This window comes from Amycolatopsis rifamycinica, from assembly GCF_000695625.1.
Classification (GTDB): domain Bacteria; phylum Actinomycetota; class Actinomycetes; order Mycobacteriales; family Pseudonocardiaceae; genus Amycolatopsis; species Amycolatopsis rifamycinica.
This window is the reverse complement of sequence record NZ_JMQI01000055.1, coordinates 177,709-196,267: the sequence shown is the minus strand read 5'-3', so window position 1 is coordinate 196,267 and position 18,559 is coordinate 177,709. Positions and strand designations below refer to the sequence as shown.

Sequence of the window (18,559 nt, the reverse complement as noted above, 5' to 3'; positions counted from 1 at the left end):
CACCGGTCAGGACCGCGTCCAGTCGGTGGGCAGCCGGCGCGGCGTCCAGTCCGTGGGCAGTTCGCGCGGCGTCCAGTCGGTCGGGAGCTCGCGCGGGGTCCAGTCCGTCGGGCACTGCGCTGGCGCGACGCCCGGGTGGGTCCAATCGGTCGGCAGCTCGCGGACGGTCCAGTCGGTGGGCAGTTCGCGGGCGGTCCAGTCGGTCGGCAGCTGCCGCGGGGTCCAGTCGGTCGGGATCGCGCGGGTCCAGTCCGTCGGGAGCTGGCGGGTCCAGTCCGTCGGCCGCTGGGCGCGGCGGCGGCGGGACGGGACGATGTTGCTGTTGGGCAGGAAGTGCGACATGATCTTCTCCTGTTTTGTGAGGGATGTTGCACGGTGCGTGACCGGACCGTAGCCTGACCGGCCTAGTGACACACCGCGTTCATTCGATTACAGTGACGATTTCTGCGAAGAGTTCAACCCTGAGCAGAAGGGCGTTTCGTGGGATTGTCCGGGTCCCCAGGGCGAAAGCCCAGCTCAGAACGTCCACGATCAGGTATCCGAACGTGGGCGATGTGGAAGCTGACCACTCCGGTGCTCGGCTACGTCCTCATCGTCGACGCACTGGCGCTGATCGCGGTCGTCTCGACGGCCGCGCTGGTGCCGATCACCACCCCGTCGCTGCTCTGGTGCGGCCTGATCCTCGCCGGTGAGGTCGTGCACCTCGAAGCGGCGCAACGCATCGAGCGCATCCGCGAGCTTGCTGCCGACGGCCGTCCGCACATGCACCTGCAGTCGATCTGGATCTTCGCCGGGCTGCTCCTGCTGCCGCCGCCGCTGGCCACCCTCGTCATCGTCGTGAGCTATGCCCACTCGTGGGTCCGCGTCTACAAGCGGCGCGGGGTGATTCACCGGAAAGTGTTCTCCGGCGCCACGGTGATCCTGGCGTGCGCCGCCGCCGGGGCCGTGCTGTGGGTGGGCACCGGGCACGTCGCGCCGTACGTGCCCTACCTGGACGGGTTCGGCGGGATGCTCGCGCTGCTGATCGCCGGGATCGTCTACTTCGGCCTGAACTACGTGCTCGTCATCTTCGCGATCCTGATGAGCAACCCGGGAAAGCCGCCGCGGCAGGCGTTCGGCAACCCGTCCGACGTGCTGATCGTGCTGGCCGCGGTCGGGGTCGGCTGCGGCATCGCGCTGGTGATGACGGTCCGGCCGTGGCTGCTGCCGGTGCTCATGGTGACGCCGGTGGCGCTGCACATCGGCCTGCTGCTCCCCCAGTTCCAGGCGGCCGCGCGCACGGACTCCAAGACGGCGCTGCTCGCCCCCGAGTTCTGGGTTCAGCTGGCCCGCAACGAGCTGGCCCGCGCGGCCGAGCTGTCCTCGACGGCGGGCGTGCTGATGATCGACATCGACCACTTCAAGGCCATCGACGACGGCAACGGCCACCTGGCCGGCGACGAGGTGCTGCGCGCGGTCGCGGCGGCGATCCAGGCCTCGGTCCGCGGCGGCGACTACGTCGGCCGCTTCGGTGGCGACGAGTTCGTGGTGCTGCTCCCGGGCATGACCAGCGCGGAGATCGCGTCCGTCGCCGACCGCATCCGCACGGCGATCGCCCGGGTCGAGGTGCCGGTCCCGGTGGTCCGCCCGGGCAAGCCCGAGGTGATCAGCGGCCTGACGGCCTCGATCGGCGCGGCGGTGTACCCGGAAACGGCCACGGAGTACACGATCCTGCTGCAGGCCGCGGACGACGCGGTGTTCGAGGCGAAGGCGGGCGGCCGCGACCGCGTGGTCCTGGCGACCGCCCGCTCCGAACTGACCCGGCCCGAAATCCCCGACGTCCGGTAAGCGCCCCCATGTGGACTTCGGTGCGTTCCGCACACCGAAGTCTACATTGGACGCTCGGGTCAGGGCAGGGTGGCGAGGGACTCCTCGAGGGTGGCCGTGGACAGTTCGTTGTCCACCATGTCCCCCGCGAGGTAGGCGCCGTAGGCCGGCAGGTCGAGGTGCGCGTGGCCGCACAGCGCCGTGAGGATCACCTTCTCCTCGCCCGTTTCCTTGCAGCGCAACGCCTCCTGGATGCACGCCGCGAGCGCGTGCGTCGGCTCGGGGGCCGGGATGATGCCTTCGGACCGGGCGAACCGCACCCCCGCCGCGAAGCACTCCTGCTGGCCGATCGCGAGCGCCTCGATCAGGCCGAGCTCGTAGATGTGCGAGATCAGCGGCGACATCCCGTGGTAGCGCAGGCCGCCCGCGTGGATCGGGTCCGGGATGAACTCGTGGCCGAGCGTGTGCATCTTGAGCAACGGCGTGAGCCCGGCCGTGTCGCCGAAGTCGTAGGCGTACTTGCCGCGCGTCAGCGACGGGCACGCGGCCGGCTCGACCGCGCGGATCACCGGGTTCATCCGGCCGGCCAGTTTCTCCCGCAGGAACGGGAAAGCGAGCCCGCCGAAGTTGGAGCCGCCGCCGGTGCAGCCGACCAGGACGTCCGGCGTGTCACCGGCCAGCTCGAACTGCTTGAGCGCTTCCTCACCGATGACCGTCTGGTGCAGCAGCACGTGGTTCAGCACGCTGCCCAGCGCGTACCGCGCGTTCGGGTCCTGTGCCGCCTGCTCCACGGCTTCACTGATCGCGATGCCGAGACTGCCAGTGGAGCCCGGGTGCTGCTTGAGGATCGCGCGGCCGGACTCGGTCAGCTCGGACGGGCTCGGGTGGACGGTCGCGCCGAACGTCTCCATCATCAGCTTGCGGTAGGGCTTCTGGTCGTAGGACGCGCGCACCTGCCAGACCTCGCACTCGAGGCCGTACTGGGCGCACGCGAAGGCGAGCGCACTGCCCCACTGGCCCGCGCCGGTCTCCGTGGTCAGCCGCGTGACGCCTTCGGCCGCGTTGTAGAACGCTTGCGGCACAGCGGTGTTCGGCTTGTGGGAGCCGACCGGGCTGACGCCCTCGTACTTGTAGTAGATCCGCGCCGGGGTGCCCAGCGCCTTTTCCAGCCGCCGCGCCCGGAACAGCGGCGACGGCCGCCAGAGCCGGTAGACCTCCCGGACCTCCTCCGGGATGTCGACATAGCGTTCTGTCGTCACTTCCTGGGCGATGAGCGCCTGCGGGAACAGCGGGGCGAGGTCGTCCGGGCCGACGGGCTCGCGCGTGCCGGGGTGCAGCGGCGGTGGCGGCGGCTCGGGCAGGTCGGGGATGACGTTGTACCACTGCGTGGGGAGATCGGCTTCGTCCAGGACGTACTTGGTCTGCTCAGCCATCACGCCTCCTTGGTCGGCACCCCAACTTAGGACGCTCCCGCCCGCGGAGCCAGTACGGTGACCGGGTGACGAACCCGATGCTGACCGACCTCCCGCTGTGGCACCCCCCGTCCGGCCGCGGGCCGGGTCTGGTGCTGGTCCAAGAGATCTTCGGCCTGGACGACTACCTGCGCTCGGTGGCGGCGGACCTGGCCGCCGCGGGGTACGTCGTCGCGGTCCCGGAGCTGTTCTGGCGCACAGCGCCGGGCTGGTCGTCGACGCACGACGAAGCGGGCGTCGCGGCTTCGATGGAGGTGGCGGGGTCCTTCGACCCGGAACTGGGGCTGGCCGACGTCCTGGCCACCATCGCTCACCTGCGTTCGCTGCCGTCGGTGACCGGCGGCGTCGGCGTCCTGGGCTTTTGCCTGGGCGGCTCACTGGCGTTCGCGGCGGCGGCCGAGGGCGACCCGGACACGGCGGTGTCGTTCTACGGCTCGACGGTGGCGCGGCAGATCGACGCGCTGTCCCGGGTCGGCTGCCCGATCCAGTTCCACTTCGGCGGTCAGGACCCGTACATCCCGCGGTCCGATGTGGCCGTGGTGGAGGCGGCGGTGGCGGCGCACCCGGGTGCGGAGATCCACGTGCAGGAGGAGGCCGGGCACGCGTTCCACAACAACGTGGCGCCGATGTTCCACCACCCCGAGGCGGCCGCGCGGGCGTGGGAGCTGACGACGGAGTTCCTGCGGCGGACCCTGCCGGCGTGAACCGGCGTCCCCGTGCGCTCGTCGAAGGGCTCTTCCTGCTGGTGTGGTTCGTGCTCTTCGCGCGGCTCGACGCCGTCGTGGGCACGGACTTCGCGGCGGCCGACGCGAACGCGCTGGCCCTGCAGAGCGTGGAACAAGCGGCGCACGTCGACGTCGAGCGGAGCGTGAACGGCTGGCTGGCGGGCCGGCCGGTCCTCGCCCACCTGGCGGTGTACCTGTACCGGCTGTACTACGTGGCGGTCGCCGGCGTGCTGCTGTGGGTGTTCCTCCGCCGCGCCGAGGTGTACCGCCACGTCCGCCGGACGATGGTGGCGATGATGGCCCTGGTCCTGCCGGTCTACTGGGCGGTGCCGATGACGCCGCCGCGGTTCGCCCTCCCCGGCGCGGTCGACGTCGTGGCCCGGTACGACTTCCTGGGCCTGGAGAGCTGGACCAGGCCCACCCACCAGACGGCGATGCCGAGCATGCACGTCGGCTGGTCGCTGTGGTGCGCGTACGCGGTGTGGACCGCCCTCCGGGGCACGCACCCGCGCCTGGCGTGGGTGGCGTGGGCGTTCCCGCTGCTGATGGCGGCGGACGTGCTCGCCACGGCGAACCACTACGTCCTCGACATCGCGGGCAGCGTCGCGCTGCTGGCGGTCGCCGTGCTGGCGGCCACGCTGGGGGGCCGCCTCCTCGCCGGGAGGCGGCCCCGGCGAACCACCTGAGGCGCTCAGCCGCGCAGGGCGCTGCCGGCCTGCCAGGCCGCCCAGCTGATGGCCCAGTCGCCGTGGCCGTTGTTGATGGCCAGCTGCGGGCCGCCCGAGTTGGTGATCTCGACGACGTCGCCGACGTTGAAGTTGTCGAAGAACCACTTGGCGTTCTCGGTGTTCATGTTGAGGCAGCCGTTGGAGACGTTGTCGCTGCCCTGCACGCCGACCGTCTTCAGGTTCTCGTGCAGGTATTCGCCGTCGTTGGAGATCCGGACGTTCCAGTTCTCCGGCGCCTTGTAGTAGCCGGGGTCGCCCTCGCACACGCCGTAGCTGCAGGAGTCCATGATCTTGTGGTCCTCCTTCCCCAGCACGGTGTGCGTGCCGTTGAAGGTGGGCGTCGGGCCGCGCGGCGGGGTGTCGGCGGTCTTGCCCATGCTGATCGGCGCGGTCTTCACCAGCTGTCCGTTGTGGAACGCCTTGATCTGGTGCGTCTTGCCGTCCGCCTTGGCGATCCAGGAGTCGTGCACCTTGTAGGTCACCGAGACGTCCTGGCCGCCGTAGAGGCCGCCCCCGATCGGCGTGCCGAAGCTCGTGGTCTCGAGCTTCACGGTCGAGCCCGCCTTCCAGTAGTCCTTGGGCCGGAAGTGCACTTCGCGCTTGCCCACCCAGTACCAGCCGCCCTCCTGGGCGGGCGAGGACGTCACCTTGAGCGACTTCTCCACCGTGGCCTTGTCGGTGATGTCGTGGTCGAACTTCAGCCCGATGATCAGCCCGACGCCGAAATCGCCCGACGCCGGCTGGAACAGCGCGGGCGTGGCGACGCCTGCCGGCTTGATCGTGTGCACTTCCCCGCGCTGCTCGGTCGCCGCGCCCGCCTCGTTCACCGCGGTGGCGACCACCTGGTACGTGGCCGCGTACCGGAGGTGGTCCGAGCTGGTCCACGTCGTCTTGTCCGGCGACAGCTCGCCCTTGACGCCGTTGCCGGTCTGCGGGTTCGTCACCGTGACGGCCTGCAACGTGCCACCCGACGCCTTGACCACGATCGGGTCCTTCGGGCTCAGCTGGTCCCCGCCTTCGAACGCCACCGTCGCGGCCGGCACCCCCGGTGCCGCCGTCGTCCCGGTCGCTCCGGCCAGTCCGGCCGGCTGCGCGTTCCCGGCGGTCTCGGACTGTCCACTACATGCCGCCAGCAGCAGGGCCGCCAGGCCGAGCCCGGCGATGCGGATCGTTCTCACGCCCCCAAGACGTCCGACCCCCACCCGGAGTTGAGTAACGATCCGGTTACTCGACCAGGCGCCTCACCGCGCCCCCGGCATCGGCGGCCAAGGCGGTTCCTCCAGCCGCGGCGGGTCGAGCGCGCCGGCCCACCAGCCGGCCGCGACGACCACCGGCAGGCTCACCGCGGCGAGGACCAGCCCGAGGACGACGGCCGTGCCGTGCTCCTGCGGGTGGCCCAGGGTCCAGCCCAGCGCGGGCCCGGCGGACGCCAGTCCGGTCAGGACGGCGGCCGCGGCCACCGCCGGCATGCGCGAGCGGCGCAGGGGCCGGGGCACCAGGATGAGCGCGATACCGACGCCGACCAGGCACAAGCTGGTCACGAGCCAGAGGCCGGTCGACTGCCCGGCGTCCGAGCCGAAGAACGCCACGAAGCCGCTGAGCGGGATGGCCGCGACGAGGAACCCGCCGATGGGGAGCGCGGCCAGCAGCCCGCGTCCGTTCCGGGCGCGCACCCGGCCGGCCGCCACCGTCGTCCCGATCAGCAGGGCGAGCAGGGTCAGCAGCCCGGCGGTGCCGACGTCATCGCCGATCGCCCGGCCGAACGCGGTGAGCGGCACCGGCCGGATGTCCAGCCCCTTCCCGGGGACCACGAACGGGATCCGGTGCCAGGCGCCGCCGGCGTCGCGGACCGTCAGCCCTTCCACGCCGTTGACCACGATCACCTGGTGTCCACCCGGGACGGCCCGGACGGCGATCTCCGTGCTGGCCAGTTCGGACACCCGCGTCACCGAGGCGGGGAACGGGTGCTGGCGCTCGACGAACAGCCACCGGACGGCGGGCACCTCCCAGGCGGTGTGCCAGGTCCGGCCGGCATCGGTCGTCTCGTCGACGCCGAGCATGCGGCCACCGTGCGAGTCCATGTTGTCGATGACGCCGGCACCGTGCACCCGGTAGCAGTGCGCGGCGGACTCGGGCGCGCAGGCTTCGACCCGCGGCCGGCGCGGCGCGGATTCCGCCGAGGGCACCTCCGACAGGAACCGCCAGCCGTCGAGGCCCGAGGTGGAGCCGTAGCTCCCGCCGTTCGCCTCGACCACCACCTGGGTGCCTTCGATCCTGACGGAGTCGACCGACGGCAGCGTCTCGGAGGGCGCCGAGGTGGCGGTGATCGCCAGCACGGCGAACGGCGTCGCGACGAGCACCCGCACCCGGAACACCAGGCGCTCCGGCAGTGGCGGAGCCGCCGCGACCCGGCGCCAGGCCCACCAGGACAGGCCCAGGGCGGGCAGCGCGACCAGGTCGCTTGGATCGGCCAGGATCACCGAAGGCCCGTTGACGACCGACCACGCGGCCGAGGCGGCGTCGGCGCCGGTGGCGGTCAGCTTGACCCACGCGAACCCGGCGCCGGTGAGGAGCACCGCGGCCGCGGCGCCGGCCCGGTCGGCGAGGAACAGGCCGAGCAGCAGCGCGAGCACCGGCGGCGCCGCCACCAGCCCGGCCACGTCGCTGAGCTTGCCGGTGACGAACCCCGGCCACGCCGGTTTGAGCACATGGTCGTTGAGCAGCAGCACCGCGGCGGCGGCGACGATCAACGGATGCGCCGGCCAGCGCAGAAGGACCCCGGTTCGCATCTGGTACAGCCTGGAGCGCGGTGATCACGACCGTGACACGGCTGGGCCCCGGAACGGCCAGGCCCTGGTCCACTCCCCGGGCCGGCGGCCGCCCGGGTCCGGTCCGATGTGGACCTGATCGCTACCGCAGCTGATCCCGGCGGCGCGTCAGGTACGCGACTTCGGCGGTGTTGCCCGCCAGCTCGATGGCTTTGTCGTACGCCGCCCGCGCCTCCGCCCCGCGGGACAGCCGCCGCAGCAGGTCGGCCCTGGTCACGTGGTACGCGTGGTAGCCGGCCAGCTGGTCCTCGAGCCGGCCGATCGCCGCCAGCGCCACCTCCGGGCCGTCGAGCTCGGCGACCGCGACCGCCCGGTTGAGCGCGACGACCGGCGACGGGTCGACACGGATCAGCTGGTCGTAGAGGGCGATGACCTGGGACCAGTCGGTGTCGCGGAAGTCGCGCGCGGACGTGTGCACGGCGTTGATCGCCGCGAGGATCTGGTAGCGGCCCGGCGCCACCCCGGCCGCGAGGCGTTCGCGCACCAGCCGGTGCCCTTCGGCGATCAGCGCGGTGTCCCAGGCGCCGCGGTCCTGCTCGTCGAGCGCGACGAGCTCGCCCGCCGAAACGCGGGCCGGGCGGCGGGCCTCGGTGAGCAGCATCAGCGCCAGCAGCCCGGTCACCTCGCCGTCGTCCGGGAGGAGGGCGTGGAGCAGGCGGGTGAGCCGGATCGCCTCGGTGGTCAGGTCGTGCCGGATCGGGTCGGTGCCGGGGCCGGTCGCCAGGTAGCCCTCGTTGAAGACGAGGAAGAGGACGGTGAGCACACTGGACACGCGGGCGGGCAGGTCCTCGGCGGACGGCACGCGGTACGGGATGCGCGCCGCCTTGATCTTGGCCTTGGCGCGGGTGATCCGCTGTTCCAATGCAGACTCGCGCACCAGGAAGGCGCGGGCGATCTCGGGCACGGTCAGCCCGCCGACCAGGCGCAGCGTCAGCGCCACGCGGCTCTGCGTCGCCAGTGCCGGGTGGCAGCACGTGAAGATCAGCCGGAGCCGGTCGTCGCCGATGGCGCCGGGAGGCTCGGCCGGGGTGTCGTCCTGTACCAGCCGGGCCTCCCGGTACTTGTCGCCGCGCTTGGCCTCGCGCCGGATCCGGTCGATGGCCTTGCGGGCGGCGGTGGTGGTGAGCCAGGCGCCGGGGTTCGGGGGAACGCCGTCGGCGGGCCACCGCTCGACGGCGGTCGCGAACGCCTCGGCGGCCGCCTCTTCGGCGACGTCGAGATCCCCGAACCGCCTGGTCAGCGCGGCCACCACCCGGGCCCACTCGGCGCGGTGGGCCCGGGTCACCGCCGCTTCGACGTCACTCACCGGAACGGTCGTACCTCGATCTTGCGGTCGCACACCTTCGACGCCTCGGCGGCGAGCTTGAGCGCCACGTCCAGATCCGGGACCTCCCACACCCAGACGCCGGCGAGGTACTCCTTCGACTCCACGAACGGCCCGTCGCTGATCACCGCCCGCTCGCCCCGGTTGTCGACCACGGTGGCCGAATCGGTGTCCGCGAGCCCGCCCGCGAAGACCCAGTAACCCTCGGCGACGAGCCGATCGTTGAACTCGCTGATGGCGGGCTGCCGGTCCGTGCGGCCGGGCTCGGCCTTGTCGTCGATGACGGAAACCAGGTACTGCATCGGAAGATCCTCTCGCAGGAGGGCGGTGGGACGTCAGGCTACGTCCGGTACCGGAACAGGATCCGCCCCCGGTTCAGGTCGTACGGGCTCAGCTCCACCAGGACCCGGTCGAACGGCAGGATCTTGATGAAGTTCTTCCGGATCTTGCCGCTGATGTGCGCGAGCACCTTGTGCCCGTTCTCCAGCTCCACCCGGAACGTCGCGTTCCGCAGGCACTCGACGACCGTGCCCTCGACTTCGATGCCTGCTTTGTCGGCCATCAGCGCAGCACCAGCTCGACGTTGCCGCCCACCAGGCGGGCTCCGGCGCCCTCGAACAACGCGACAGCCGCCGGGTTGGCTTCGTTCACCTCGGCCGATGCCGCCGGGACGCCCCGGTGGTGCAAGGCGTCCAGTACCTGGGTCAGCAGCGCGCGGCCGATCCCGGAACGCCGGTGGTCCGCGCGGACCGCGAGCAGGCCGATCCGCGGCTGCCGCGGCACCGCCGCCAGGCGCAGGAGGCCCACGTACTCGTCCCCGGACGCGGCCACCGTGTAGCTCGAGAGGTCCAGCGGGCGGGCCAGCACCTCCGCGGGCATTTCCTGCCAGCCGACCGTCGCCTCGATTTCCGCGCGGATCGACGTCTCCAGCGAGCGCAGCGGTTCCGGGTCGGACGGCGGCCCGATCGTCACGCCGGGGCTCGGGGGAACCGCGCCCGGCGCCGCCGGGACGAGGTACTCCCGCTCCCGGCGCCGGGTCGTGAACCCGGCGGATTCCCAGCGGGCCCGGAGATCCCGGTCGACGTCGTCGACCACGGTGTAGAGCGGCCTCGGCAGCTCGGCCAGCATCGCGGCGGCCAACGGCGCGAAATCCGCGTCGTGCCACGTGTCGATGCTGAGGAAGAGCCGGCCGTCCGGGCGCGGGGACGCTTCGGCGCGGCCCACCACCCGGTCGTCGTCGAGCGCGTGCCAGTGCCGCCGCGCGACGCGGGTGATCACCGGCCTGTGGTGCACATGGTTCATGGTGTCGCCTTTCGGGAGTCCTGTTCCAGGTGCTCCCGGCGACAGCTAGACCGGCCCGCCCGTGACGACGAGGGGGAGCACCCACAGCGTTGCAGCGTTCACGGGTTCTCACCTCCCCAGGCCGGGTCACGGACGGCGGCACGCTATCAGACCGCCGCTCGTCGCTTCCACTCCTTTTCCGCACCCCGCCGCGCGGACCGGTCAGGAATCGAGAAGCACCGGCCGCCGGCCCGGACCTAGCGTTCTCGGCATGACGAACATCGAAACCATCACCCTCGAAGTCCCCGACACCGCCGCCGCCGAGCGCTTCTACGCCGACGCCTTCGGGCTCACCACCCAGCTGCGGTTCCGGGTCGCGGACGAGCCCTCGGCCGGCTTCCGCGGCTACACCCTCTCCCTCACCGTCGCGCAACCCGCCGACGTCGACTCCTTCGTCGGCACCGCGATCGCCGCCGGCGCCACGCAGCTGAAGGCCCCCGCGAAGTCGATGTGGGGCTACGGCGGCGCCGTCCAGGCACCCGACGGCGCGATCTGGACGATCGCCACCTCCGCCAAGAAGAACACCGGCCCGGCCACCCGCGCGTTCGACGCGATCGTGCTCCTGCTGGGCGTCGCCGATGTGGCCGCCAGCAAGAAGTTCTACGTCGGCCACGGCCTGACGGTCGGCAAGAGCTTCGGCCGGGTGTACGTCGAGTTCGAGTCCGGGGACAACTCCGTCAAGCTCGCCCTCTACCGGCGCAAGGCGCTCGCCAAGCAGGCCGGTGTCGCCCCCGAGGGCAGCGGCTCGCACCGGATCGCGGTCGGCGGCGCGGCCAGCGCGTTCACCGACCCGGACGGCTTCGCCTGGGAAACCACCGCCGCCGCGCGCCTGTCCTGATCAGCCGCGGCGGACCTGCCGGCACTCCGGCTGGCACGGCGTCACCGGCGAGGTTCCGGCAGACTGGCCCGGGTGCCCGAACTCCCCGAAGTGGAACTCGCCCGGCAAGTCCTCGCCGGCGCCCTCGGCCGGAAGATCCGCGAGGTCGACGACCACGACGACTGGGTCTGCCGCCCGCACGCCCCCGGTGACATCGCCACGGCGTTGCGGGGCGGCCGGCTCACCGAAGCGCACCGGCGGGGCAAGACGCTGTGGTGCGAAACGGAAGGCGGCGACGGGCAGCCGGGCCCGAACCTCGGCCTGCACCTCGGGATGGCCGGCCAGCTGCGGTTCGCGGGCGAGAGCGGGCCGCCCGGCCCGCAACGGTTCCGCGACCGTGCCGAGAAGGCGGAGTGGTTCCGCTTCGGGATCACTTTCGCCGACGGCGAACAGCTGCGCCTGTTCGACACGCGGCGGCTCAGCCGGGTGCGGCTCGACCCGGACCTCGACGCGCTCGGCCCCGACGCCGGCGAGATCTCGCGCCGCGACTTCGGCGAGCGCGTCGGCCGCGGGCGGGCGCCGCTGAAGGCGCGGCTGCTGGACCAGTCGGTGGTGGCCGGGATCGGCAACCTGCTGGCCGACGAGACCCTCTGGCAGGCCGCGCTTTCCCCGGCGCGGCCGGTGAACGAGCTGACCGGCGACGACCTCGCGAACCTGCACAAGGCGCTGCGGAAGGCGTTGCGCGCGGCGATCCGCCACGGCGGCGTGCACACCGGCGAGATCATCGGCCACCGCCGGGCCGGCGACCACTGCCCGCGCTGCGGCGCGGAGATGCGCCACGGGACGGTCGGCGGCCGGTCGACCTGGTGGTGCCCGGCGGAGCAGGCCTAGCGGGGGCCCAGGCCGGTGCGGCCGTCGAGCAGTTCCCGCACCACGTCCAGGTGGCCGGCGTGCCGGGCCGTCTCCTCGATGACGTGCAGCACGACGCCGCGCAAATCGGTGATCTGGTCCCCGAACGGGCCGGGGTGACGCCCCCGCGGCCGCGCGGACAACGGCGTCGCGGCGAAGACTTCGTCGGACCGGCGGCACTGTTCGCGGTAGTAGGCGAAGACGGCTTCCGGGCTCTTGGACGCGGGCTCGCCCGGCCCCGCCGTGCCGGTGACGACCTCCTGGAACCAGTGCCGCTCCGCGTCCCCGAGGTGGGCGACCATGCCCAGCGGGGTCCAGCCGGACGGGAGGACCGCCGTCGTCAGGGCCTGCTCGTCGAGGCCGTCGAGGATCGCCAGGACGCTCTCGCGCTGGGCGCGCAGGAACGTCAGCAACGTGCTCTTCTCCGTCACGGTCGCGGACCTTAACGGGCGGAGCGCATCCTCGCGGGCGGTTTTTGTCGGGGGTTGCCGGTACCGTCGCGGACATGGCAACACTGGTCACCTTCCACGCCCACCCGGACGACGAGTGCCTCCGCACCGCGGGCGTCATGCGCAAGGCCGTCGAAGAGGGGCACCGGGTCGTGCTCGTCGTCGCCACCAAGGGCGAGGTGGGCGAGGTACCCGACGGTTTCCTCGCCGAGGGCGAGAAACTGGCGGACCGGCGCGTCCAGGAGTCGTACGCGGCGGCGGAGATCCTCGGCGTCGAGCGCGTCGAGTTCCTCGGCTACCGCGACTCGGGGATGATGGGCGAGCCGACGAACGACGACCCGGCGTGCTTCTGGCGCGCGGACGTCGAGAAGGCGGCCGAGCAGCTCGCCGCGATCCTGCGCGAGGAGTCGGCCGACGTCCTGACGGTGTACGACGACAACGGCGACTACGGCCACCCGGACCACATCCAGGTGCACCGGGTCGGCCTCCGCGCGGCGGAGCTGGCCGGAACGGCCCGCGTGTTCCAGGCGACGTTCAACCGCGAGTTCATGCAGCGCGGCTTCGAAGCAGCGGTCGAGCAGGGCCTGATGCCCCCGGAGGCGGCCCCGAAGCCACCGGAGAACGTGGAGTTCGGCAAGCCGGAGGCGGAGATCACGGCGGCGGTCGACGTGTCGAAGTACGCGCCGGTCAAGCGGGCGGCGATGCGGGCGCACCCCAGCCAGATCAGCGAGGACATGTTCATGCTGGCCATGCCGGACGACGCGTTCACGTTCGCCTTCGGCACGGAGTGGTTCATCCGCCAGGGCCAAGGCCCCGGAATCACCGAAACAGACCTCATGGCCGGCCTCTGACCCGGGGCCGGGGCCGGGGCCGGGGCCGGGGCCGGGGCCGGGGCCGGGAGAGGTTGGCACGGGGCGGGCCGGTCGTGCAAGGGGGCAGGGCGGGGCTGCCAGCCGGGGGAAATAGCCAGCTGGAGCCGTGATGCCCCTCCAATCACGGATGATGCCCCTCCAATCACGCGAGATGGCTCTCCAATCACGCGAGATGCCCCTCCGATCACGCGAGCCGGGCCGCCGACCGCGCGCACCGACCTCCCGGCAGGCGAGTGCCCGCTCCGGTGCCCGCGCGCTCGCGGGGGTTAAATCCGCGACCTGTGTGCTTGAGTGCAGCTCTCGTGTGATTCGAGGGGCATCTCGCGTGACTGAGCGGGCATCTCGCGTGACTGAGCGGGCATCTCGCGTGATTGAGCGGGTGTCTCGTGTGACTGAGGGGGCATCGCGGGTCAGGGGAGTGCGGCCGTTACGTCCAGTTCCACCAGCTGGCCCGGGTAGCCCAGCTGGGCGACCCCCAGCAGGGTGCTCGCCGTGCTGAATGCCGCCGCGATCGGTGAGCTCGTCAGGCGGGACCACACCGCGGACAACACCTCGCGGTCCTCCGTCACCACGTAGACCACCGTGCGGACCACGTCGGACGGTGAGGCGCCCGCGTACTCCAGGGCCGTCGCCGTGTTGGCGATGACCTGGTCCGTCTGGGCCAGGACGTCGCCCTCTACCACCGTGCCGTCCTCGGTCAGGGGGCACTGGCCTGCCAGGTACACCGTCCGGGACGGCGTTGTCACCGTCACGTGGTGGTAGCCCGGTGGGGTGTGCAGGCCGGGTGGGTTCTGCCGTTCAATGGTCACAGCCGCATCTTCGCCGCCGCGGCAAGCGGATTTCCCCGGGAGGGCTTGTGCGCAGGACCATCGATTGGGCCGACGGTGCCGTCGTCGTCATCGACCAGACCGCGCTGCCCGGTGCATACCGGCTCCTCGAGCTGCGGACCGTCGGCGAACTCGTCGACGCCGTCAAGCGGCTCGCCGTGCGGGGCGCGCCCGCTCTCGGGGCCGCCGGGGCGCTCGGGGTCGCGCTGTCCGCTCACCTGGACAGCGACGTCCGAAGAGACGCCGAGCTGCTCGCGCACGCGCGGCCCACCGCCGTCAACCTCGCCTGGGGTGTCGAGCGCGCGCTCGGGAAACTCCACCAGGGCAAAGACGCCGTTCTCGCCGAAGCGCTGGCCCTGCTCGACGAGGACGAACGGCTGAACAAGACCGCCTCGGCCCACGCCGCCGAAATCGTGCTCGCCGAGTGTCCTCGACGTCCCTTGAGGCTGCTCAGCCACTGCAACGCCGGGCGGCTGGCGACCGTCGGCTGGGGCAGTGCCCTCGGCGTCGTCTGGCACCTGCACGCTCGCGGGCTCGTCGGAGAGGTCCTCGTCGACGAGACGCGCCCGCTGCTCCAAGGCGCCCGGCTGACCGCGTGGGAGCTCGCCCAGGAGAACGTCCCCTACCGCGTCCAGCCCGACGGCGCCGCCGCGGCCGCCATGGCGCGCGGGATGGTCGACTGCGTGCTCGTCGGGGCCGACCGGATCGCCGCGAACGGTGACGTCGCCAACAAGATCGGCACCTACGGGCTCGCCATCGCCGCGAAGCACCACGGTGTGCCGTTCGTCGTGGTCGCCCCGTCGTCCACTGTGGACACCAAGCTCGCGGACGGCACGGGCGTCGTCATCGAGGAACGCGACGCCCGCGAGCTCACCGGATACGCCGGCACCCCGATCACCCCGGAGGACGCGCGGGTCTTCAACCCCGCCTTCGACGTCACCCCGTTCGAACTCGTCACGGCCGTGGTCACCGAGCACGGCCGGTTCGCACCCTAGGGACGCGGGCCGATCTCGCGGCCGCCGTCGGTGACCGTGATCGCCATGGCCGGGCAGGAGTCCGCCACGTCGAGCACCGTCTCGTCGGCTTCGACCGACGGCGTCACCGGGTGCGCCACCGCGCCGTCGAGGGTGAACACCTCGGGCATCAGCGCCGCGCACATCCCCGACCCGATGCAGGTGTGTTCGTCGACTTTCACGTCCCAGCTCATCATCACCATCCGATCGGCATCGACCGCGGTCCGCGGACGAGCATCTGCGTCTTCCACACGATATCGCCGGCGAGGTGCAGCCCCGGCATCTCGGTGACCAACGCGCGCAGCGCCTCCTGCAGCTCCAGCCGGGCCAGGGGCGCGCCGAGGCAGTGGTGGACACCGTGACCGAAGCCCAGGTGGTGGTTCTCGGTGCGGTCGAAGCGCAGCTCGTCCGCGTCGTCGAACTGCAGCCGGTCGCGGTTGGCCGCGCCGACCGCCACCAGCACCGGCTCCCCCGCCCGGACCAGCACGCCGCCGACCGTGACGTCTTCGGTGGCGTAGCGCGGGAATCCGGCGCCGGCGCCCAGCGGCACGAACCGCAGCAGCTCCTCGACCGCGGCCGGGATCAGGTCCGGGCCGGCGCACAGCCGCTCCCACTGCGCGTGCTGGTCCAGCAGCGCGTAGACGAAGTTCGGGATCTGGCTCGCCGTGGTCTCGTGCCCGGCGACGAGGATGCCGACGCACAGGTCGACCAGCTCCAGCTCGGTCAGCCGGTCACGGACGTCGCGGGCCTCGATCAGCGCGGTCATCAGGTCGTCCCGCGGCCGCTCGCGGTGGTCGGCGATCAGGCCGCGCATGTAGTCGCGCAGCTCTTCGCGGTTGCGCTCGAACTCCTCGGCCGTCAGCCCGCTCGTGGACAGCGCCGCGTCGCTCCACACGCGGAACTTCGGCCGGTCGGCGACCGGGACGCCGAGCAGCTCGCAGATCACCGCGACCGGGATCGGCAACGCGAAGGCGTCGACGAGGTCGGCGGGCGCCCCGGCCGCCTTCATGTCCGCGACCAGCTCGGCCGCCAGCGTCGCGACCCGCGGCCGCAGCTGCTCGACGCGGCGCATGGTGAACGCCTTCGCGACCAGCGTCCGCAGCCGCGTGTGGTCGGGCGGGTCCATCTGCAGGATGCCGCCGTCGCTCACCTTCGGCAGCCGGCGCGGGGCGTCCTTTTCCTTCTCCATCGCCCGCGAGAACCGCCGATCGCCCAGCACCAGCCGGGCGTCGGCGTAGCGGGTGGCCAGCCACGCCGGCTCCCCGTAGGTCATCTTCACCCGGACCATGCCCGCGCCCTCCCGGGCGGCCGCGTACGCCTCGTTCAGGTCGAGCCCGGCCTCCTCGTTGAAGGGGTAGGCGAGCGGTTCGGTGTGGGTGGCGGTCATGCGGAACCCCCGGAGGTTGTAAGCAGCTGCTTACAACGCTACCCAGTTTTTCCCCACCTGTCACGATCAGCCATTGCCCCGTCACCGAATCCTAGGTTACGGTGACCTAGGTGTGGATCGAAATCCTCCTGCTGTCGAAGCTGGCCGTCGAGCCGATGCACGGCTACGAACTGCGCAAGGCCGTGGAGGCTTCGACCGGCCACACCCTGTCCAACAACTCGCTCTACCCCACGCTCCGGCGCTTCGTCGACGCGGGCGCGGTGAGCCGCAGCGCGGAGGAGCAGGAGGCCAAACCACCGCGGCACGTCTACACCATCACCGAGGTCGGGCGGGAGCTGCTGCACGACATGCTCGCGGACTTCCCCGGCGATCTGGCGCTCAACGAACCGGAGTTCCTGGCCCGCGTCGGGAACTTCGCCTGGCTGCGCCCGGAGGAACGAGCCCGCGTGCTCGAAGTCCGCAAGGAGGCGTTGATCGCCGAGCACGGCCGGCTCACCGGGCTCGCCGCCGGGCAGGCCGATCCGTGGAGCCGCGCCGCGCTGCGGCACGTGCTCGGGAAGTTCGACGCCGAACTCCGCTGGCTCGCCGACCTCACCACCGATCCGAGGGAAGACGCATGACCACCACCGAAGAGACGCCTCGCCTCCCCTTCGCCCGCGCGGACGCGCTCGCGATCGCCCCGGACTACGCGATCCTCCGCCGGCAGGCGCCGGTGAGCCGGGTGCTCACCCCGGCCGGCGACCCGGCCTGGCTGGTGACCTCCTACGAGGAGGCCAAGGAGGTCTTCCGCGACCGCCGCTTCGGCCGGTCGCACCCGGCGCCGGAACAGGCGTCGCGGATCTCCCACGCCGCGCTGCAGAACGGCCCGAGCGGCGACTTCGAGAACGAAGAGCGCGAGCACAAGCGGATGCGCCGGATGCTGGCGCCCGCGTTCTCCGCGCCCCGCATGCGCGCCCTCGGCGACCGCATCGCCGAACTGACCGACCGCTGCCTCGACGAGCTGGCGGCCGCACGCCAAGCGAACCCGGGCGAGCCGGTCGACCTGACCGAGTTCCTCGCCTTTCCGCTGCCGGTGCTGGTGATCTGCGAGCTGCTCGGCGTGCCGTACGCCGACCGGGAGCACTTCCGCGGGCTGTCCGAGCGGATCGCGGTGATGGACGGCGGCGAAGACGCCCAGGCGGCCATGGCGGAGTTCATGGCCTACATGACGAAGCTGGCCGACGCCAAGCGCGCGAACCCGCAGCCCGACGTCATCTCCGACATGGTCGGGGTCCAGGCGGAGGACCCCACCTTCACCGACGAAGACCTCGCGCGGATGGGCGCCGGCCTGCTGTTCGCCGGCCACGAGACGACGTCGACGCGCATCGCGATGGGCACGCTGTTCCTGCTCAGCGACACCGCCCGCCGCGACCGCTTCGCCGCCGACCCCGATGGCCAGGTCAACCAGACCGTCGAGGAGATCCTGCGGCTGACCGCGACCAGCGGCACCGGCCTGCTGCGGTACGCGCACGAAGACGTCGAGATCGCCGGGACGCGGATCAGGCGCGGCGACGCCGTGCTCATCTCCAGCGACGCGGCCAACCGGGACGCCTCGGTGTTCGCCGACCCGGACGGGTTCGACCCGGACCGCACGCCGAACGTGCACCTCGCCTTCGGCACCGGCGCCCACGTCTGCATCGGCGCCAACCTCGCCCGCACCGAGCTGCGGACGGTGTTCCCGAAGCTGTTCCGCCGCTTCCCCGGCCTGCGGCTGGCCGTCGGGCTCGACGAGATCCCGGTCCGCACCAACCGCGTGGCCGGCGGCGTCGAGCGCGTTCCGGTGGAGTGGTGAGCGTGAAGGTCACCGTCGACACGGGAAGCTGCGTTTCGTCCGGCCAGTGCGTGCTGCTCGCGCCGGAGACGTTCGACCAGAACGAAGACGACGGCACGGTCGTCCTCCTCGCCGCCGAGCCGCCCGCCGGGGAACAGGACGCGGTCCGGCAGGCCGAACTGACCTGCCCGGCCGCCGCGATCCGGGTTTCCGGCAGCTAGCGCGGCCACGTCCCGGCCCGCCGGTTAGCC

22 protein-coding genes are annotated in these 18,559 nt (G+C 72.0%); 10 read left to right on the top strand and 12 right to left on the bottom strand.

What is annotated here, in order from left to right:
* Positions 1-6 precede the first annotated feature (6 nt).
* Positions 7-342 carry a hypothetical protein gene (locus DV20_RS26520; protein ID WP_043784760.1) on the bottom strand — a complete coding sequence of 112 codons (336 nt, stop codon included), beginning with the start codon at positions 340-342 and terminating at the stop codon, positions 7-9.
* A 210-nt stretch (positions 343-552) separates the two neighbouring features.
* Between DV20_RS26520 and DV20_RS26515 the strand changes: the two genes are divergently transcribed.
* Positions 553-1,827 (top strand): GGDEF domain-containing protein, encoded by a 1,275-nt coding sequence (locus DV20_RS26515; RefSeq protein ID WP_043784758.1) that lies wholly within the window; start codon positions 553-555, stop codon positions 1,825-1,827.
* 59 nt (positions 1,828-1,886) lie between these two features.
* On the opposite strand, the gene DV20_RS26510 is transcribed toward DV20_RS26515, so the two are convergent.
* Positions 1,887-3,239 carry a TrpB-like pyridoxal phosphate-dependent enzyme gene (locus DV20_RS26510; RefSeq protein ID WP_043784755.1) on the bottom strand — a complete coding sequence of 451 codons (1,353 nt, stop codon included), beginning with the start codon at positions 3,237-3,239 and terminating at the stop codon, positions 1,887-1,889.
* A 77-nt stretch (positions 3,240-3,316) separates the two neighbouring features.
* Between DV20_RS26510 and DV20_RS26505 the strand changes: the two genes are divergently transcribed.
* Together DV20_RS26505 and DV20_RS26500 are read left to right on the top strand one after the other, a co-directional pair.
* On the top strand, positions 3,317-3,982 hold the full coding sequence (locus DV20_RS26505) for a dienelactone hydrolase family protein (RefSeq protein WP_200876504.1): 666 nt from the start codon (positions 3,317-3,319) through the stop codon (positions 3,980-3,982).
* The gene (locus DV20_RS26500) at positions 3,979-4,689 is read left to right on the top strand and encodes a phosphatase PAP2 family protein (RefSeq protein ID WP_043784752.1); all 711 of its coding nucleotides are present in this window, start codon (positions 3,979-3,981) and stop codon (positions 4,687-4,689) included. The genes DV20_RS26505 and DV20_RS26500 overlap by 4 nt, the downstream gene beginning before the upstream one ends.
* 5 nt (positions 4,690-4,694) lie before the next feature.
* On the opposite strand, the gene DV20_RS26495 is transcribed toward DV20_RS26500, so the two are convergent.
* The 6 genes from DV20_RS26495 to DV20_RS26470 all read right to left on the bottom strand — a co-directional run bounded on the left by DV20_RS26495 (position 4,695) and on the right by DV20_RS26470 (position 10,185).
* Complete coding sequence (locus tag DV20_RS26495; protein WP_063607828.1) at positions 4,695-5,909, bottom strand: L,D-transpeptidase; 1,215 nt, start codon at positions 5,907-5,909, stop codon at positions 4,695-4,697.
* Positions 5,910-5,972: 63 nt separating this feature from the next.
* Entirely contained in the window at positions 5,973-7,520 is a 1,548-nt protein-coding gene (locus tag DV20_RS45085) for a hypothetical protein (RefSeq protein ID WP_051736129.1), read from the bottom strand.
* Positions 7,521-7,641: 121 nt separating this feature from the next.
* Positions 7,642-8,865, bottom strand: a complete 1,224-nt coding sequence (locus DV20_RS26485) for an RNA polymerase sigma factor (RefSeq protein WP_043784749.1) — start codon at positions 8,863-8,865, stop codon at positions 7,642-7,644.
* Entirely contained in the window at positions 8,862-9,185 is a 324-nt protein-coding gene (locus DV20_RS26480) for a YciI family protein (protein WP_043784748.1), read from the bottom strand. Before DV20_RS26480 ends, DV20_RS26485 begins: the two co-directional genes overlap by 4 nt.
* 38 nt (positions 9,186-9,223) lie before the next feature.
* The gene (gene infA, locus DV20_RS26475; RefSeq protein WP_043784745.1) at positions 9,224-9,445 is read right to left on the bottom strand and encodes a translation initiation factor IF-1; all 222 of its coding nucleotides are present in this window, start codon (positions 9,443-9,445) and stop codon (positions 9,224-9,226) included.
* Positions 9,445-10,185 carry a GNAT family N-acetyltransferase gene (locus DV20_RS26470; protein ID WP_043784743.1) on the bottom strand — a complete coding sequence of 247 codons (741 nt, stop codon included), beginning with the start codon at positions 10,183-10,185 and terminating at the stop codon, positions 9,445-9,447. Before DV20_RS26470 ends, infA begins: the two co-directional genes overlap by 1 nt.
* A gap of 250 nt (positions 10,186-10,435) precedes the next feature.
* Between DV20_RS26470 and DV20_RS26465 the strand changes: the two genes are divergently transcribed.
* Both DV20_RS26465 and DV20_RS26460 read left to right on the top strand, forming a co-directional pair.
* A complete protein-coding gene (locus tag DV20_RS26465) occupies positions 10,436-11,062 on the top strand; it encodes a VOC family protein (protein WP_043784740.1) in 627 nt (208 codons plus the stop codon).
* 72 nt (positions 11,063-11,134) lie between these two features.
* Positions 11,135-11,932: an Fpg/Nei family DNA glycosylase gene (locus DV20_RS26460; protein ID WP_043784738.1), complete on the top strand. Its 798-nt coding sequence runs from the start codon at positions 11,135-11,137 to the stop codon at positions 11,930-11,932.
* Here the strand turns inward: DV20_RS26460 and DV20_RS26455 are convergent.
* Complete coding sequence (locus DV20_RS26455) at positions 11,929-12,381, bottom strand: DinB family protein (protein ID WP_043784735.1); 453 nt, start codon at positions 12,379-12,381, stop codon at positions 11,929-11,931. The two genes, DV20_RS26460 and DV20_RS26455, sit on opposite strands and share 4 nt — an antisense overlap.
* 74 nt (positions 12,382-12,455) lie before the next feature.
* Here DV20_RS26455 and DV20_RS26450 point away from each other — a divergent pair, with 74 nt between their 5' ends.
* Positions 12,456-13,250 carry a PIG-L family deacetylase gene (locus DV20_RS26450; RefSeq protein ID WP_043784734.1) on the top strand — a complete coding sequence of 265 codons (795 nt, stop codon included), beginning with the start codon at positions 12,456-12,458 and terminating at the stop codon, positions 13,248-13,250.
* Positions 13,251-13,681: 431 nt separating this feature from the next.
* Here DV20_RS26450 and DV20_RS26445 read toward each other — a convergent pair whose 3' ends face one another.
* Positions 13,682-14,080 carry a RidA family protein gene (locus DV20_RS26445; RefSeq protein WP_043784733.1) on the bottom strand — a complete coding sequence of 133 codons (399 nt, stop codon included), beginning with the start codon at positions 14,078-14,080 and terminating at the stop codon, positions 13,682-13,684.
* Between the two features lie 47 nt (positions 14,081-14,127).
* On the opposite strand from DV20_RS26445, the gene mtnA reads away from it, so the two are divergent.
* Positions 14,128-15,093, top strand: a complete 966-nt coding sequence (gene mtnA, locus DV20_RS26440) for an S-methyl-5-thioribose-1-phosphate isomerase (RefSeq protein WP_043784731.1) — start codon at positions 14,128-14,130, stop codon at positions 15,091-15,093.
* On the opposite strand, the gene DV20_RS26435 is transcribed toward mtnA, so the two are convergent.
* Together DV20_RS26435 and DV20_RS26430 are read right to left on the bottom strand one after the other, a co-directional pair.
* Entirely contained in the window at positions 15,090-15,305 is a 216-nt protein-coding gene (locus DV20_RS26435) for a ferredoxin (protein WP_200876502.1), read from the bottom strand. The genes mtnA and DV20_RS26435 overlap by 4 nt on opposite strands.
* Positions 15,306-15,307: 2 nt before the next feature.
* On the bottom strand, positions 15,308-16,498 hold the full coding sequence (locus DV20_RS26430) for a cytochrome P450 (protein WP_043784727.1): 1,191 nt from the start codon (positions 16,496-16,498) through the stop codon (positions 15,308-15,310).
* 110 nt (positions 16,499-16,608) lie between these two features.
* On the opposite strand from DV20_RS26430, the gene DV20_RS26425 reads away from it, so the two are divergent.
* Genes DV20_RS26425 through DV20_RS26415 form a run of 3 tightly spaced genes read left to right on the top strand, consistent with a single transcriptional unit; the run spans position 16,609 to position 18,529 of the window.
* Positions 16,609-17,118 carry a PadR family transcriptional regulator gene (locus tag DV20_RS26425; protein ID WP_043784726.1) on the top strand — a complete coding sequence of 170 codons (510 nt, stop codon included), beginning with the start codon at positions 16,609-16,611 and terminating at the stop codon, positions 17,116-17,118.
* A complete protein-coding gene (locus tag DV20_RS26420) occupies positions 17,115-18,329 on the top strand; it encodes a cytochrome P450 (RefSeq protein ID WP_043784723.1) in 1,215 nt (404 codons plus the stop codon). The genes DV20_RS26425 and DV20_RS26420 overlap by 4 nt, the downstream gene beginning before the upstream one ends.
* Before the next feature lie 2 nt (positions 18,330-18,331).
* Positions 18,332-18,529, top strand: a complete 198-nt coding sequence (locus tag DV20_RS26415) for a ferredoxin (protein WP_043784722.1) — start codon at positions 18,332-18,334, stop codon at positions 18,527-18,529.
* Positions 18,530-18,559: the final 30 nt, after the last annotated feature.

Bases quoted from the DNA above. Each gene is read 5' to 3' on its own strand.
- DV20_RS45085 (WP_051736129.1), bottom strand. From the start codon at position 7,520: ATGCGAACCGGGGTCCTTCTGCGCTGGCCGGCGCATCCGTTGATCGTC.
- DV20_RS26505 (WP_200876504.1), top strand. From the start codon at position 3,317: ATGCTGACCGACCTCCCGCTGTGGCACCCCCCGTCCGGCCGCGGGCCG.
- DV20_RS26420 (WP_043784723.1), top strand. From the start codon at position 17,115: ATGACCACCACCGAAGAGACGCCTCGCCTCCCCTTCGCCCGCGCGGAC.
- DV20_RS26480 (WP_043784748.1), bottom strand. From the start codon at position 9,185: ATGCAGTACCTGGTTTCCGTCATCGACGACAAGGCCGAGCCCGGCCGC.
- DV20_RS26515 (WP_043784758.1), top strand. From the start codon at position 553: ATGTGGAAGCTGACCACTCCGGTGCTCGGCTACGTCCTCATCGTCGAC.
- DV20_RS26465 (WP_043784740.1), top strand. From the start codon at position 10,436: ATGACGAACATCGAAACCATCACCCTCGAAGTCCCCGACACCGCCGCC.
- DV20_RS26470 (WP_043784743.1), bottom strand. From the start codon at position 10,185: ATGAACCATGTGCACCACAGGCCGGTGATCACCCGCGTCGCGCGGCGG.
- DV20_RS26435 (WP_200876502.1), bottom strand. From the start codon at position 15,305: ATGAGCTGGGACGTGAAAGTCGACGAACACACCTGCATCGGGTCGGGG.
- DV20_RS26520 (WP_043784760.1), bottom strand. From the start codon at position 342: ATGTCGCACTTCCTGCCCAACAGCAACATCGTCCCGTCCCGCCGCCGC.
- infA (WP_043784745.1), bottom strand. From the start codon at position 9,445: ATGGCCGACAAAGCAGGCATCGAAGTCGAGGGCACGGTCGTCGAGTGC.
- DV20_RS26450 (WP_043784734.1), top strand. From the start codon at position 12,456: ATGGCAACACTGGTCACCTTCCACGCCCACCCGGACGACGAGTGCCTC.
- DV20_RS26510 (WP_043784755.1), bottom strand. From the start codon at position 3,239: ATGGCTGAGCAGACCAAGTACGTCCTGGACGAAGCCGATCTCCCCACG.
- DV20_RS26430 (WP_043784727.1), bottom strand. From the start codon at position 16,498: ATGACCGCCACCCACACCGAACCGCTCGCCTACCCCTTCAACGAGGAG.